Source organism: Aerococcus sp. BD502 (assembly GCF_057919555.1).
Window position 1 is genome coordinate 915,701 of sequence record NZ_CP147972.1, and the last position, 16,104, is coordinate 931,804.

General features: G+C 36.5%; 12 protein-coding genes and 1 pseudogene. 3 read left to right on the forward strand and 10 right to left on the reverse strand.

Translation table 11 applies throughout. The features are described 5' to 3' along the window. Positions 1-145: 145 nt before the first annotated feature. The 10 genes and pseudogenes from jag to WF803_RS04310 all read right to left on the reverse strand — a co-directional run bounded on the left by jag (position 146) and on the right by WF803_RS04310 (position 10,089). Complete coding sequence (jag, locus tag WF803_RS04265; RefSeq protein ID WP_489611872.1) at positions 146-1,114, reverse strand: RNA-binding cell elongation regulator Jag/EloR; 969 nt, start codon at positions 1,112-1,114, stop codon at positions 146-148. Positions 1,115-1,130: 16 nt separating this feature from the next. After that, complete coding sequence (gene yidC / locus WF803_RS04270) at positions 1,131-1,973, reverse strand: membrane protein insertase YidC (RefSeq protein WP_489611873.1); 843 nt, start codon at positions 1,971-1,973, stop codon at positions 1,131-1,133. 15 nt (positions 1,974-1,988) lie between these two features. Beyond that, the gene (gene rnpA, locus WF803_RS04275) at positions 1,989-2,327 is read right to left on the reverse strand and encodes a ribonuclease P protein component (protein WP_489611874.1); all 339 of its coding nucleotides are present in this window, start codon (positions 2,325-2,327) and stop codon (positions 1,989-1,991) included. A gap of 54 nt (positions 2,328-2,381) precedes the next feature. Next, positions 2,382-2,516, reverse strand: a complete 135-nt coding sequence (gene rpmH / locus WF803_RS04280; protein ID WP_489611875.1) for a 50S ribosomal protein L34 — start codon at positions 2,514-2,516, stop codon at positions 2,382-2,384. 181 nt (positions 2,517-2,697) lie between these two features. Next, positions 2,698-4,281 carry an ATP-binding cassette domain-containing protein gene (locus WF803_RS04285; RefSeq protein WP_489611876.1) on the reverse strand — a complete coding sequence of 528 codons (1,584 nt, stop codon included), beginning with the start codon at positions 4,279-4,281 and terminating at the stop codon, positions 2,698-2,700. Between the two features lie 934 nt (positions 4,282-5,215). Beyond that, positions 5,216-5,398: pseudogene (locus tag WF803_RS04290) on the reverse strand (replication initiator protein A); the annotation flags it as partial. A gap of 176 nt (positions 5,399-5,574) precedes the next feature. Next, the gene (erm, locus tag WF803_RS04295; RefSeq protein WP_166083556.1) at positions 5,575-6,306 is read right to left on the reverse strand and encodes a 23S ribosomal RNA methyltransferase Erm; all 732 of its coding nucleotides are present in this window, start codon (positions 6,304-6,306) and stop codon (positions 5,575-5,577) included. A gap of 116 nt (positions 6,307-6,422) precedes the next feature. Then, a complete protein-coding gene (locus WF803_RS04300; protein WP_243344606.1) occupies positions 6,423-6,896 on the reverse strand; it encodes a PcfB family protein in 474 nt (157 codons plus the stop codon). Positions 6,897-7,293: 397 nt separating this feature from the next. Next, on the reverse strand, positions 7,294-9,249 hold the full coding sequence (gene tet(T) / locus WF803_RS04305) for a tetracycline resistance ribosomal protection protein Tet(T) (RefSeq protein WP_176269832.1): 1,956 nt from the start codon (positions 9,247-9,249) through the stop codon (positions 7,294-7,296). 411 nt (positions 9,250-9,660) lie between these two features. After that, the gene (locus tag WF803_RS04310) at positions 9,661-10,089 is read right to left on the reverse strand and encodes a UPF0236 family transposase-like protein (protein WP_489610326.1); all 429 of its coding nucleotides are present in this window, start codon (positions 10,087-10,089) and stop codon (positions 9,661-9,663) included. Between the two features lie 140 nt (positions 10,090-10,229). Here WF803_RS04310 and WF803_RS04315 point away from each other — a divergent pair, with 140 nt between their 5' ends. The 3 genes from WF803_RS04315 (at position 10,230) to WF803_RS04325 (ending at position 15,700) form a co-directional block, all read left to right on the forward strand. Further along, complete coding sequence (locus WF803_RS04315) at positions 10,230-11,963, forward strand: IS1634 family transposase (protein WP_489610327.1); 1,734 nt, start codon at positions 10,230-10,232, stop codon at positions 11,961-11,963. A 777-nt stretch (positions 11,964-12,740) separates the two neighbouring features. Next, positions 12,741-14,330: an ATP-binding cassette domain-containing protein gene (locus WF803_RS04320; RefSeq protein ID WP_489610328.1), complete on the forward strand. Its 1,590-nt coding sequence runs from the start codon at positions 12,741-12,743 to the stop codon at positions 14,328-14,330. Between the two features lie 230 nt (positions 14,331-14,560). Beyond that, entirely contained in the window at positions 14,561-15,700 is a 1,140-nt protein-coding gene (locus tag WF803_RS04325; protein ID WP_489610329.1) for a ThiF family adenylyltransferase, read from the forward strand. The last annotated feature ends 404 nt before the right edge of the window (positions 15,701-16,104 follow it).

Genomic DNA, 16,104 nt, shown 5'->3' on the forward strand with positions numbered 1-16,104 from the left:
TTTAGCCAGGTTCATTCGCAAAAGTAACGCAAGCGCACGGATTGATAATGAATTCAACTACACAAAGCGACCCACCAACCCACTAAAAAGCACCCCTCCCACAACAAAAAAGCCTGTCCCAAATTCAAGACAGGCTTTACTCTCACTAGTCACGGGCTTGAATCACCAAATAACGGCGCGGTTCGCGACCTTTGGAGTAGGTTTCGATATGATCATATTGCGCTAGGACTTGGTGGACAATCTTGCGCTCGCGGGCAGGGAGAGGAGTCAATTGCACACTCCCCCCACGGTCCAAGGCTTCTTGGGCCTTTCTTTCCGCTAATTTTTGCAGGGTGGCCAAGCGGCGTTCGCGGTAGTCGCCCACATTGAGGGTGACTTGCACGCGATTGCGCACATGGCGGTGGGTCAGGACACGCACGAGATTTTCTAAGGCGTTTAAAATTTTTCCGTGCTTCCCAATCACCAAGCCTGGCTTGTTTGTTTCGATATGGTAAATCACATGCTTGCCGAGATCTTCCACCTCGACAGTCACTTCACCAACCCCATAAGCCCGGCAGACATCAATCACATAGCGGGCGGGAAAGTCCACGTCAAAGGGCTCGGCGACCTCTTCGTCAGCCCCATCCTCAGTTTGTACTTCCGCCGTCTCTTCCTCGTCTTCGGTGTCATCAGCTTTGGTGGTCACCGCAAAAGTTTGTGGATCCTCGTCCATCGAGGTAGGCGCTACTTTGGCAGGTTCGATTGCTTCCTTGGCCTGGTCTTCCCAAGCAGGGGCAGCCGGTTCCACCATCTCCTCATCAACGGCGGAAAGTTCCTGCCAGGCCTCCTCGGTTTCCTGGTCGGCCGAAACCAGTTCTGCTTCCGGGATATCTTCAGCTTCCAAGCCTCTCTCCGGCTCGCTGTCAACGGCTGGTGTGGCTTGAGCCTCTGCTTCCTCTGCCTGCAAGGTTTCCTTAGGGGTGAGGCCAACGCGGGCTTCCCTTTGTCCAAAGCCTAAAAAGCCTTTGCGCGGTTCATCCAATACTTCAATCATCACATCACGACGCGCTAAATTGAGAGCCTTCAGACCGGCCTCAATGGCGTCATCAATCGTTTTTCCAGTGAATTCCTTCATGCTTAACTCCTTTGACTTAACGGAATTTGCGCGGGTTACGACGAGCTTTTTCGAGTTGACGTTCCAGATAGCGGCGTTTTTTCTCCTTGGCTTCACGCTCGGCCCGTTTTTGGTAAGGGTTGTTGAGGAGTAAGGTTTGTAAAATCATAAAACCATTCCCAACCACCCAGTAAAGGGCCAAAGCACTTGGTAAGTTTGCCCCCATGAAGAGAATTAAAATGGGCATCAGCCACTGCATCATGGCCATCTGCGAATTTTTCTCCTGATTGGCCATGGTCATCAAACGGGTATTGTACCAAGTGAACACGGCCGCTAGAATAGGCAGAATAAAATAAGGATCGGGTTTCCCTAGCGTTAGCCAGAGGAAATGAGCATTCCGAATGGCCTCGGTCCGGCGAATCGCCTCGTAGAAAGCCATCAAGAGTGGCAATTGCACGAGCATGGGCAAGCAGCCGGATAGAGGATTGTAATCATGTTTTTTATTTAAAGCTTGAAGTTCTTCTTCCAGTTTTGCCTGGGTTTCTGGGTCTTTGGAAGAATACTTCTCCCGCAAGGCCTGCATTTCGGGCTGAATGGCCTGCATTTTCTCACTCGACTTCAATTGGTATTGGTAGAGGGGCAAGAGAATGAGCCGAATAATTAAGGTCACGACAATAATACCGAGCCCAAAATTATTCCCCAAATGCTTGGCAAACCAGGTGATTAACTGGGAGAGATTATAAATAATGTACTTATCCCAAAAGCCAGTCGCCTCACTGGTGATGGGGGTGTTATTAACCCGGCAGCCGGCGAGAAAGACTGTAAGTAATAGAGGGAGTAAGATTTTTTTGCTGGTTTTTTTAAGTGAAAATAAGCGCACGATAATCTCCTCTGGCTAAGTGTTCAATAAATGAGCAAGGCGCAAAACGTGAATGAGGCTTTTTTTAATTTGAGCCATGGTCATCTGGGCACTCGGCTTTCTAGCAATGACGATGATATCACGGTCTTGGGGTAATTGCTCCGCAAGCTCTTGGAAGCTGCGGCGAATGCGGCGCTTAACATAGTTTCTTGTTACGGCATTGCCGATCTTCTTCCCCACCGACAGGCCCAAGCGAAAATGCGACTGGTCATTAGGCAGGTGGTAGACCACAAATTGCCGATTGGCCACGCTGTCCCCTTCATGGTAGACCCGACTAAATTCTTTTTCCTTCTTCACACGATAAGCCTTCTTCACGATGCCTCCTTGTTCGCCCTCCTAGAAAAAAAAGACCACAAGAATAACGTGGTCTTACGCGGAGAGAACTTTTCTTCCTTTACGACGGCGTTTAGCCAAGACGCGGCGACCATTTTTGGTACTCATCCGTTTACGGAAGCCGTGTGTTTTTTGACGGTAACGTTTTTTTGGTTGATAGGTTCTTTTCATATGGGGCACCTCCCTTGTGATTTTTCGGTCTGTTGTATCTTTCTTGACCACAACACATGGTCATTTTATCACAACAAACAGCAAAAGGGCAAGGTCTAGGCGGATTTTTCTTGAGAAAAGGGAGCTATCAGCATTTTAGGCCAGACAGTCCAAGCTCCTACTCGCTTTTCCTCTGCCATTCCTATAAATTCACTACCGCATCAGCTTGGTTAATAAGCTCCGGATGCACTTGATGAGTGACATAGATAAAGCCGATGTCTAAGTGGAAGAGCTGCTCCTCTAAGCTCGCCAAATGTCCTGCATCCAAACCTGCCGATAACTCATCCAGAAGTAAGAAGTCATAATTCTTTAAGAGCAGACGCGCCAAACCCAGACGCTTACTCTCTCCACCAGACAACTTCTTCCCTCCTGAACCGAGTAGGGTGTCGAGCCCTTCAACGGTTGCCCAATCAGGCAAGTTCACCTGCTTGAGAACCGTCATTAACTGCTCATCGCTAGTTGCCGAATCAAAAAGGCGCAAATTCTCCCGCAAACTCGCATTAAAAATAAAAATCTCCTGAGGAAGATAGCCTAGCCGCGTAAAAAGTTCTTTTTCCTGCCATTCATCCAGCTCCTTACCGTTCATAACAATGCGTCCAGAATAAGAAGGGTTTAACTTCAACAATGCACGGAGTAAACTCGTTTTGCCTTGGCCACTCTGCGCCAATAGCAAATATTTCTTATTCATTTGAAAGCAATAATCGAGTGGCTCTTGCTCGGAAGTGGCAATCGCTTTAAATTGCTGTAAGCAAATAGCTTGCAGCCTCTCTTCGCCGTCTGCAGCGCTTTGGGAAGCTTCTCCCAAAGAAAAAACCTCCGCCAAATGCGTTTTCACTTCTTGGCCTCCAATGAAAGTTGTCAGCAAATCTGAAAATTGATGAATTGGAAAGGAAATGTTGCTGATTAATTGCGCAAAAGCAATCATTTGGGCCAAGGTCATTTGTCCTCTCAGAATGAAAAATGCCCCACACAACCAAGAGCCATAATAGAGAAAGTCTGAGAATATTTTTGTGAGGGCTGCAACCCCCTCCTCAGTATCAATCAACTGACGATTTTTTGCGAGTAATTCTTCTGTTTTCTGGTAGAAAAAGCCCAAGATAAAATGTTCTTTGCGTAAACTTAACCAAGCTTCTAGGCCTTTCAAGAGATCTTCCAGACTGCGATAGAGTTGGCCCGTTTCCTTGACGACTTGCCGACGTTTTTGGGCTAATTTATTTTGGAAAAAATACGGGAGAAGCAAGTTAGGCAAACTTAGCACCAAGACCAACAGTGTAAGGATTGGATTAAGCCATAAGGCCGCTAAAGTCGCAAACAAGCACTGAAAAATCAGATAACTACCCCAGAGCAGGGGGTAAAAATAGCTGTTCTCTAAAGTTTCAATCTGTGTCGTCAGTTCAGACAAATACTCTCCCGAATGGCGTGACAGGACACGTTGGGCGGATAGCTTTTCGAACTGGGAAAAAAGACGATTACGATATTGATTAGCTAACTCCTTTATCAACTTTCCCTGAAAACTTTGCTGGTAAAAATAAAGGCCCGTCTGTAGCAGTAAAAAAATGCTTGTGACAGCTACCAAAAGAAGCAAAGGAAAAGTACTTTTTTTCGTCGCAACATTGGTAATAACCTGCAATAAGAAGGCGTCAGCAATCATCCCAGCTGCCAGAAGACTCGTTACTAGGAAAAATAGGAGTAACTTCGAGCGATTTTGCTTAAACACTTGCCTCATGGCCGTCTCCCTTCAGAATACGATCAAAAGAATAACAACGAATTATTTCCCTAAGTACAGTGATAATATTAATGATTTTTGATTTAGATATATTGGAAACTACTTTATTTAATTCATCAATTGACTTTGGAGTCGTTAGCTGGAGAAGTAGTTTATATAATTTATTCTGATATTTAACCTTTGAGCATATACCTAGATTGTAATTACGAATTATTAACGTATGTTTATCACAGGATCTAAATATATATATTCCATCATTAAGCTTATATTTTTGCTCCATAACATTTCTCCATAAATTAATACAATGGAGCCACCATTACCTAGTTAATAGTAGCTCCACCAAAAATATCAGAAACTAATTCCAAGTTTGCCATGAATTGCCTAACTGTGACGATGAGGAATAAGAAATTAATGTAGATAAATCAATTTCTTGTCTATCCATATGATACGAACCCCTTTCTATCGTTTACCTCCAACATTTTATTAATATAATAAATATACGGTGGTAACTTTTTATTTACTTCATTATACTACCGGAGTTGAAATTAAATCGACTCTAATAGTAAAAAGGTATAAAAAACGCTGAAACTATCGTAATTTTTGATAGTTGCAGTGCATTTTTTTGTTTTTATTGAAATAGTCCCGAAGAGCCCTCTCGTGTCAAGGGTATGATAAATATTTTAATGATTTTTGATTTAAAAATTAAATTGTATTATATAATTGAATCTTTATATTATGCTATAAGTTCAGATTCAATTTTTTCGGTTAAGCTAGCTAGCTTATTAATAATATATGAGTAATCTTCACTGGTCCTTTTAATAAGATATATTGGTGGAGTTTTCATATTAAATTCTTGACCTAAAACTCCTGTTACATTAGGTGAATTTCTATGAGTCATTTGATTCCTGTAATCAGATAAATATCGATGATTGCCCTTCCAAGTTTCATCTACCCAGTTATTCTTATAAGATAAGGTACTCCTTGACAGATACATGGAATAAAGCACCTTAGCATCTATTGATAGGCTTTTAAACGTTTCATCTTCAATAAGAACTATAGGTAAGCGGATAAACCTAAAGCTTTCAGCGTCTCTCCCATAGAAATAATCAAAATCCATTCACTTCACCTCATCTCAATAAAAAAAGACATCTAAAACTTCTCTTAATTAGGCTGATCTTATTGCAATAACGGATGCCTACTTTTAAAACAACCGATTTATTAATAAATATTGAAAATTTTTAGGAAGAATAAAGCGTTCTCTTGTGAAATTAGAGAACGCTTTATTACTTTAATTTACTGAAACAATTTGTAACTATTAAAAATTGAGATAAATTGTTCAATGGAATAATCAGTCAAATTTGTAAGCTTAGCATATTGCTTTGCTCTTCTGAATTGATTATTCGTAAATAAAGATTTGTATTCTTTATTTACCCATTTATACACAAATTTTTTATAGAGCGGATAATCTTTTTTAGCAATTAAAGGGTGATGACGTTTCAAAACAATTAACACAGAATCGACCTTTGGCTTAGGATGAAAGTAGCTTCGTGGTAGATTTTTAATGATCTTAATATCCAATTCAACAGCCAGTAATAATCCTAAAGCACGTTGTAAATTTTTCAGTCGCTTGGCGAACCCTTTTTCAACGATTAAATAACTATATTTTGCATTACTTTCAAAAGCAATCTTCCATACAATATCTGTACTGATATTGTATGGTATATTTCCAAATATTTTATAGTCAGTGTTTTTCGGAAAATCGAACTGCAAGAAATCCATCGTCAATACTTTAGAATTATTTGATGTTTCAATCTTTTGTTGAGAAATCCTTGCTAACTTTTCATCAATTTCAATCGCTAAAACAGATTGACTGATTAAGTCCAATTCTCTAGTGAAATGACCTTTACCTGCTCCAATCTCAATGATTTTGTCCTGTCCTGTAATGTTCGTATTTTTTAGTATATTTTTGACATGATTTTTAGATGTAATAAAATTTTGAGTGTCCTTTGGGTTTTTCTGGTTCATTATAACCTTCTCCTTGCCATTTTTTTCATTATGAATGAGATAAAGTAATATCTACTACTGCGATACTAGTGCACATACTTGAAACCTCCTTACGTAACTGATTATATCATTTCTGTTTACTTTTTAGAATAAAGCTCTATATGTAATTTTTGCACTTTCACCTTAAACTTATTTAAAATATCCCTTGTTGAATTTCTCTTATTTTCTTTCTTTTCATATCTTTCTATAGCTTTTTTAAAGGCTAGATCCATAGCCTTAGTATCTTTTGCCTGGAAGAATACAGAGTATAGTCCTGCCTCCTTATTCTTCATTACAGAAAACCTTACTCCATATCGGTTAAGTTGTTTTTTAAGTTCCTTGACTTCACCTTTTTGTAGTTCAATATTTTCAAGCTGACCTTTTTTAACCATATCCTTAAGTCTCCTTGAATTAGTCTTCCTTTTCTCACTAAGATAGTCAGCAAGTGGTTGGCTTTTTTCAGCTGCATCTTCCATAATCTTTTTAATTGCCTTAAAGATTGCTTTTGCTGAATACTCTGCAACCTTAATCTCAATATTTATAGCCTTATTATTGACTTCGTCATTTACCATGCAGGTAACCTCCTTTCTAGGGAAATAAAAAAAACGGCCCAGACTTTTATATCTGAACCACTAAGATTTATTAAAAGATTTCATGTATTGTTATAATATTAATTATTAACTAGCTCCTCTTTAAATATTTTTGTTAAATGATTTAATGAGTAGTTTACACGATTTGGTTTAAGCCAATCATCTAAAAACATAATAAGCTCTTCCTAAGATCTTAAAGCATCCTCTGCTATAGCATATATATAAAACCTTATTTAGTATCCATAGTTATATACTACCACCATTTCTTGTTTTACGTATTGATGTTTATCCCATGGTTCATTTTTTTGTACATATGGTGAAAACCTTTATAGATATAGGTTTTATCCATATTTAACTGATAATTGCACTTAAGCTCCTTTCAAATTTCACTTTGTTTCTGAAATAAATATCTCAGTCCTTCTTTGCTACTATCATTATCATTATTTCTAATATCATTAGTTATAGACTCACCATTATATATATCATAACCATAAGGCTCAGTAATAAAAATACCTTTCCCATTTGAGTAGGAAAGCAATTCTGCTTGATATGACTTCGATGTATCAACAGGTATCTTTCCACTTAAAGTTGTCTCCTCTCCCTTGGCTATTATATCTTCAATAGAAGCCCTCATCTTTCTAAGATCACTCATAACCCTTCCGCAGAAATCATTTGGAACTTGAACTGTATATTTTAAATAAGGTTCTAATATTTCAGTTCCTGCTTTTCGAAGAGCTTCCCAAAATACATATGGTGTTAAATTCCTAAAGTCAGAGGGGGTACTTACCGGGCTATAGTATAATCCGTAGTCAAAAGTTACCTTTAAGTCTGTAACTTCCCATCCATAAAGCCCTTCTTTACAAGCCTTCTCTACAGCATCTTTTACTGCATTTTGAAATGAATTATTTAAATATCCATAGGACACCTCTGTCTTATATAATAATCCTGACCCTATTGGTAGTGGTTCTATTGACAGTCCAATAGATGCCCAATAAGGATTTGGTGGAACCTCTATATGGATTACTGCTTTAGAGTTTCTCTTAGGTCGTTCTTTATATATTGTTTTCAATTCACCAAATCTAGCATCTATTTTGTATCGGCTTTTAAGTAGTGATTCTATTACTTCCATTTGAATATTTCCAAATAGCTTCAATATGATTTCTCCAGTATCTCCGTTAATTTCACAATCGAGAAATGGGTCTTCTTCAGTTAATTCAAATAGTGCTTCTATCAGTTTGCTTCTTTTGCTTAAATCACAAGGTTTAATTGATGCTCTCAATGCCGGTTGGGCTATCTTTATATCTAAAATCCCGTCATATTTCTTACCAATATAATCACCTATCTTCAGAGAATTAGCATTAGAAATAATAGCAATATCCCCACTATTAACCTGATCTACCTTCACAATTTCACCATTCATAATTGATTCCAGACTTTTTATCTTGAAAGTTTCTTCTGTGCCATTTATATAAACATCTTGACGTGTCCTTATATTCCCACTGAATACTCTTAAGAAAGTCATCTTTCTAGATTTTTCATCCCTATCAATCTTATAAACATACGCTGATAAAAGGTCTTCAGTATTATAGCTCTTGGTAGGAAGATATTTAGTAATGGCAAATAATAGCTCGTCAATTCCAATATTTTTTAAAGCCGAACCATGAAATACAGGATAAAGATTGCAGTTATTAATCTCATCCAAAAATACATCATTATATTCTTTTTCTGCAATGACATCGCCATTTATATATTTTTCTGCTAGATAATCATTTATATCCAGTAACTTCTCTATTATTTGACTTTGAATTACTTTATCATCCCTTACATTTGTCAATTCAAAATCACCTTTATCTTTTATTTTAACTGATTGCATTATTGCAAGATTAGAAGTTAATTTCTCCTGTATTTGAGTGTATATCTCATCCAAACATACTCCCTTTCGATCTATTTTATTCACAAATATAAGTGTTGGTATATTTAATTTCACTAAAGTATTAAAAATCACTTTAGTTTGGACTTGAATTCCTTCTTTTGCTGAAATTACTAAAATAGCTCCATCTAACACTTTCAGAGTTCGCTCAACTTCGGCTATGAAATCCATGTGCCCAGGTGTATCTATGATATTTACCTTTGTATCATTGTAATTAAATGAAACTGTAGACGCCCGTATAGTTATTCCCCTATCTCTTTCAAGTTCCATCGAATCCGTTGTCGTTGTAGCATTATCAACTCTTCCAATTTTATTAATCGCCCCACTTTTATATAATAAACCTTCTGTAACAGTTGTTTTACCTGCATCAACATGTGCTAATATTCCTATATTAATAATTTTCATTTTATACCTCCACAATTATATAAAAATCCCCTGTGATAAAATACTCTCTTCACAGGGGAATTTATTTTTTATATAACTGCTTAAAGTAAATATGACATATACAATTCGATATAGCATAATCGTGCTATATCTTTAATCTGGTCAATGCCTTATAATACATAAAAATATAAATTTATTATTATGAGAATATTTTTAAATAAAAGTACAATTAACAAGCCATACAAATATTAACTAGTATGGAAAATGTACTTGTTCTATTTTATTAATAGTTATTTAAAAATACTATGCCTCATATGATAAAACTCCTTTAATTAATACTACATATTATAATATTTGTTTTTATTATATTTGTCAAGGAAGATTTGATCCCTGATAGTGTCAAGTTTTTGTTGGTGAAGGAATCCCTTTAATTTATAGACTTTTTAAAAAGTCTGTGTTTAACCACTGTTTCAACCATTTACCTGAACTTTTGTTTAATATTTCTATGTTTGTTCCACCATAATTATTATTATATGATGATTTCTTTGGTTTTGATACTTTTTCGTCTAGTTTTATTATTCTTGTTTCTTTATGTTTTTCTTTTCTTTTTTTCAGGTAGTATTTTTCTAAGTCGCCTCCGTTGTCTTGATATACTCGCATTCTTGACATTTTGTCCATGCCTTCTTCGCTCCATCCTAAGGGGCGTGAGCTTAGTCTACTGGATAGTATATGACTTACTTGGCCTTCTGCACTTATTTTTATTTCTGGATTTTTTATTTTATTTTTTATTCCTTGCCATTGATTTCTTAGGTATTTGTATGCGTTTGTTAGCTGAAGTGTAGTTTCTGTTGATTCTTCCATACGGGTCTTTGACAGTTACTAACTATAAAAAGCGCTAAAAATCCTATAATGGCTTTATTTCTTTTGTCAATTTTTATATTTTTATATTGCGTACAATATCGTACAATAATATAATAGAAACAAGAAATGAGGTGTCTAGGGTGCGAGTCAAAATAGCAAGATCCAAAAATTCAACCTCCTATTCAATTATCAAAGATGTTTACAATGAGAACGGCAAGCGGACCACCAAAGTGGTCGAAGCATTGGGTAATGAAGAAGAAATTTTAGAGAAACACCCTGGTGTTGAGCCCTACGCTTGGGCAAAACAGTATGCGAAAGAATTAGCTCAACAAGAAAAAAAGAAGAACGCTAAAATTATTGTTAAGTTAGATAAAAGTAAACAACTTCCCAAAGGGAAGCAACAAAGTTATCACCTAGGTTATCTTTTCCTAGAAGATATTTTTTATGATCTCAAGTTAGACCAAATCTGCCAAAAAATTCAAAAATCGAGTAAAGCGACCTTTGATTTAACGCAACTTTTTTCGCATATGATCTATTCTCGAATTCTATTCCCAGGTTCACAACGTCATACTTACAAACAGGCAAAAAAATATATAGAATCGCCCAAATATCATCTTTATGATGAGTATCGGGCACTCGATCTTTTAGCTAAGCATTCGGAATCTATTCAGAAATCTCTGTATGAGAATCGAAAAAATTTTATTTCTCCAGCTAGTTCGATTTTCTATTATGACTGCACCAATTATTATTTTGAAATTGAGGAGGCCGAAGGCTTAAAACAGTATGGATACTCGAAAGAACATCGTCCGAATCCTATTGTCCAAATGGGACTCTTCGTTGATCAATATGGATTCCCGCTAGGCTTCTCATTAACTCCAGGGAATCAAAATGAACAAACTACGTTAAAACCTCTCGAAAAAAGAATCCTCAATGATTTTAAATTATCGCAATTAGTAGTCTGTACCGATGCCGGTCTTTCTTCTACGGCAAATCGAAAATTTAACAGCCGATCGAATAAAGCTTTTATCACCACTCAATCCATCAAGAAATTAAAAAAACACCTTAAAAAATGGGCTCTTTCACCTATAGGCTGGCAATTAAAGGATAACGATGTCACTTATGATCTTAATGAGCTAGATCCAGAAGAATATTATAACCATGTCTTCTATAAAGATCGCTGGATTAACGAAAATGGTCTTGAACAACATTTAATTGTTACTTTCTCTTTTAAATATCAACATTATCAGCGACAAATTCGTCATCGACAAGTTGAAAGAGCAACAAAGAAACTCGAACAGCTTAGTAAGATTAAAAAGAAAAATTTCTCGGATCCTAGTCGTTTCATTACAGAAACTCACTTTACCCCTAATGGTGAAATTAGCCAGGATGTCAACTATACGTTGAATTTTGAACAGATTGAATCAGAAGAAATATATGATGGCTTCTATGGGGTTTGTACTGACTTAGAAGATGATGTACAAGCCATCGTGCAAATTAATCATTGCCGTTGGCAAATTGAAGATTGCTTTCGTGCAATGAAAACTAATTTCAAAGCTCGACCAGTCTTTCTACAACGCGAAAATCGCATTGAAGCTCATTTTCTGACCTGCTTCACGGCTTTATTGGTTTTTAAATTACTTGATTACCGCTTAGGTGGCCACTTTACACGAGAAGAAATTCTTCAAACCCTTCGTGAGATGAATGGAATAAGAATGCAGCATGAGGGGTATATCCCTACCTTTACTCGAACTGATTTGACAGATTTGCTTCATGAAGAATTTTCTTTCCGATTAGACACAGAAATTATTGAATCCAAACGACTAAAAAATATTTTAAAACAGGTAAAAAAACATAAGCGTTGTACGAAAAACTAAGCAAAAAGGAAAGCAGCCAAAACACTGATTTTTCAATGTTTTGGCTGCTTTTTCTACTTTCTAACTGTCAAAGATGAGATTAAGGATAGCATAAACGCGTGCGTAGATCTAGATTCTAGTCAAAATCTCGATTATATTCTAGCTATTTTTAATGAGCGAGTCATCGATCACGGTCACGCCATTAAATACAAAAATAAAACGTATCGCTTACTTGATCAAAACGGCCAACAGGCCTATCTTCCCCATCGCACTCGAGTTCAAATTATTGAAACTTACCAACAAGAATTATTCGCTAATCATGCGAATCAATTATATCGATTAGAGGCTATCCCACCACATGAACGCTACTCCAAGGAGCTGGATCAAGTTCCTGAAAGGAAACAGCGAAAACCTTATATTCCACCCCTCACTCATCCTTGGCGCATTCAAAATTATTATCTCTTTCGTAAAAAACAAACCGTTCTGAGAGAATAATGTATAAAACGCTCAGAAATGAAATGAACGACCCGCTTGAGTGTGAAAAAAATCTACCTCAGGTTTAATTGGGTAAAAAAATTGAATTGATCTTTTCGTGGAGTTCGTTCCGTTTCTGAGTGTAAAGCAAGCGAAGCGCGCTAGCTTTTTCACCCAAAAAAAGTGTAAGCAAAATTGCGTATTTTTCGGACAAAGTCATTTGCGCTTGACATACTAATCATAATATAATTTGACAAAATTAATTATTTAAGATATATTTTAAATAGTTTTATAAAATAAGAGCATAAAGTTTGAGGTGTTCAAATGGTAAAGGAAGTTATTCGTCATTACCTATTATTGTATGCGTTAACTATTCTGTTTGGTTTGGGTGGAGCCATTGCGATGGGCTTATTCTCACTGAAAACTGGTGGCGTCATTGACAGCGCTAACCAAAATACAGATATATTATTTAGACAAGGTCTTTGGGCCTTCCTCATGCTGATGCTTCTCTTTCTTTTTAATATACTGGAAAATACTTGTCAAGCTTATTATATTCAAGGCATTAATAAAGATTTAAAAGCAAAGTTAAGCGCGGCCCTTTACAAGCGAGAGCTTTATCACTTTAAGCAAAAGGGGCATGACTATTATCTTAATCAATTAACCAAAAATATTGATTTATTGACGGATAATTACTTAGTCCCTCGTTGTAATATTGTCATCCAATTTTTCCAAATTATAGCAAGTATCGGCTTCATTGTCTCTATTAACTGGCAGCTGGCTCTTGCCCTGCTCGTAATCGTGGCTATTACTATTATTGTTTCCCAATTACCAGGGCTCGTGATGAGAAAGAAGACAGTAGCCTTTACACAAGCCAATGAACAGTTTTTACTTGTAGTCAATCAACTGTTGCGAGGCTTTGAACAAATCAAATTGCTCAATTTAACTCAAATTTTTAGAAAGCGTTTTGAGAAAAGCGATAATGATTTTGAAGATAAGAGAAGAACCTATCACTGGACAAATTGGACAGCCAGTTCTTTAGGCTTGGTGATTGCTTTCACTTCACAATTAGCCTGCATGGGGATCGGTGTTTGGTTTGTTATTCAAGGCCAACTTACCACCGGACTATTGATTGCGGCTGTTAATTTGTTGAATAGTGTGTTTCAGCCGGCTCAGAGTTTAGCCTATAATCGGAATTTAATGAGCACAGTGACGGATATTATGGCAGAATTTAATGCTCTGGGAGAAGAAAACCACTCCTTATCCGACCAAGTGACTTTGCAAGGCCCTATTGACCATATTGAAATTCATGATTTATCGCTGGCATATAACGAAGATAAGGTTATTTTTGATCACTTCCAAACTTCCTTTCAACGAGGGAAACACTATGCCATCATTGGTGAATCTGGCCGCGGAAAATCGACCCTAATGAAATTAATCATGAAATATTATCCTGCCTCAGCTTATTCAGGAGCGATTGAAGTTAATGGCCAAAACATCGAGCAATTATCTACAGAAAGTCTATATGGTCAGATGGCCTTTATTCAGCGAAATGACTTTTTTATTCCTGGTTCTGTTCAAGAAAACATTGAATTATATCGGGAATTAAAAAAGGATCCTCGCCCTTTATATCATCAGTTAAAATTTACCGATGTCTTCCTCCAGAAGCCCTTAGAACAAGGCAGCGAAACACATGTATCGAGTGGTGAAGCTCAACGCATCAATATTGCACGCTTTTTAGTTGAAGATTACGATGTCTTAATTTTTGATGAACCGACAGCTAATTTAGATCCTGCCACTCGCGACATCATCTTTGACTTAATTTTTTCCTTAGACAATAAACTCATTCTGGTGATCACTCATGTCGACAATAAAGCAGTGCTGCAACGCTTTGATGATGTTCTAGAGTTGAAATAAGAATGAGTTCATTGAAAATATATTAGGAGGTGAAAACATTGAAACTAGAGTTAGAAGTTCGCTCCGCTGGATCAGGAAGTTCAGACGGTGGCGTTGTGAATTGGTACTTTGTGTAATTGTTAAAGATCTGATATAAGTTCATACCTAGATTGAGGAAGAAGCTAAAAGTGAGTATCATTGAAGTTTCTTCCTTTTTGATGTCTTTTATTATAGTAAACAAGGTGGTAAAAATGAATAAAATAAATAATACACTTCTTTATCCTTTATTTAATCGTGACTTAGTAATATACCCGTGGAAAGAAAATATTTTGCGTGTGGGATCAGATGACGATAGTACAAAGGAAATTATAGGGCATCCTAATATTTGGAAAAAAATTATCAAGCAGTTTGATGGTCAGAGGACAGTCGATGAATTAGCAAATGATCTGTCTCATGAATTTTCTATTGAAAAAAATCAAGTTTTAAAATTTATTCAGGGCTTTGCATCGGAGAACTTCATTAATTTTTTTCCATTCCCTTACGATAAAAACGATCCTTTTCTTAGTTATTTTAATAATGCGATAACTTATTATTCAAGTGCTGGTTTAGGTGGCTATAAATTACTACAGCAACTTCAAAAAATGAAAATTTGTATTTTAGGTTGTGGAGGTGGAGGGTCTCATTTAGCTTATTATTTTGCGCAGATGGGAGTGGGATATATCCATATCGTCGATCCCGATCGCGTTGAACGAAAAAATGTCAGTCGCCAAGCTTTGTTTGAAGTTAATGATATTGGAAAATTAAAAGTTACTTGTTTCAAAAAGGCACTACTCAATAAAAATCCGTACGTTCAAATAACTACAAGTACATCTCGCATGAGGACTATTGCTGACGTTAAGCATGAAATCAAAGACGTGGACTGGGTAGTTTGTGCAATGGATGAACCCCCATATATTGCCCAAAGATTAGTAAATCGAGCATGTTATGAAATAAAGCTTCCCAGCTTATACTGTTTTAGCCAAAAAACAGCAGGAAAATTAATTTTTGTCGATCCACGGATTAAAGACTGTGCTTGTATTGATTGTCTATTAGCCCAAACTGACTCTGAGGAATTTCAAGACTTAGTACAATTTTTTGTTAGTGGTTTCAAAGAATTGGAAACTGCAACAATTATGCCTAATTTTACCCTATTATGTAGCTGGATTGTAAAAAAATGGTTGAATTTAATAACCAAACAAAATAATGATATTTTTAACAAATTATTTCGCTTTGATTTTGATCGCTTTGAAGAGAAGGAATTTCACAACTTTTCCAAGCACCCTGATTGTCCTACATGCCAAAAAACAAACAAAATAGAAAGTAATCTGTGGAAGTTTATACCTATTCAGTAATTTTATGCTAAAAAACCACTATATTAAATATCTAATAAGAATACCTGTCAATAGCTGAAATTGAATGACTTAAATATTTGGTTCTAAATCAACGAACCATCAAGGATTTCTTTATTTGAAAGCCTCGATAGTTCGTTTTTAAAAAAAAGCAATAAATAGGTTTACACGTTAAACTAGGTTTTAGCCTGCACTGTTGTCTGTCAAAGTTTTATAAGGAAATAAAAAAGTAATTTAACTACTTCGGCCTTATTAGCTGAAACTGATCTCTTATATTTTCTATTTAAAGGCCAAACAGAGGATTTAGCTAATATATCAGGCAACAACAAGTATTTATTTATGTAATGTTGAATATTTAGAAACTCATCGATGCCATCAGACATAGCCTATCAATTTTAAGGAACAGA

Bases quoted from the DNA above. Each gene is read 5' to 3' on its own strand.
- WF803_RS04320 (WP_489610328.1), top strand. From the start codon at position 12,741: ATGGTAAAGGAAGTTATTCGTCATTACCTATTATTGTATGCGTTAACT.
- rpmH (WP_489611875.1), bottom strand. From the start codon at position 2,516: ATGAAAAGAACCTATCAACCAAAAAAACGTTACCGTCAAAAAACACAC.
- jag (WP_489611872.1), bottom strand. From the start codon at position 1,114: ATGAAGGAATTCACTGGAAAAACGATTGATGACGCCATTGAGGCCGGT.
- WF803_RS04285 (WP_489611876.1), bottom strand. From the start codon at position 4,281: ATGAGGCAAGTGTTTAAGCAAAATCGCTCGAAGTTACTCCTATTTTTC.
- erm (WP_166083556.1), bottom strand. From the start codon at position 6,306: ATGAACCAGAAAAACCCAAAGGACACTCAAAATTTTATTACATCTAAA.
- WF803_RS04300 (WP_243344606.1), bottom strand. From the start codon at position 6,896: ATGGTAAATGACGAAGTCAATAATAAGGCTATAAATATTGAGATTAAG.
- WF803_RS04310 (WP_489610326.1), bottom strand. From the start codon at position 10,089: ATGGAAGAATCAACAGAAACTACACTTCAGCTAACAAACGCATACAAA.
- WF803_RS04325 (WP_489610329.1), top strand. From the start codon at position 14,561: ATGAATAAAATAAATAATACACTTCTTTATCCTTTATTTAATCGTGAC.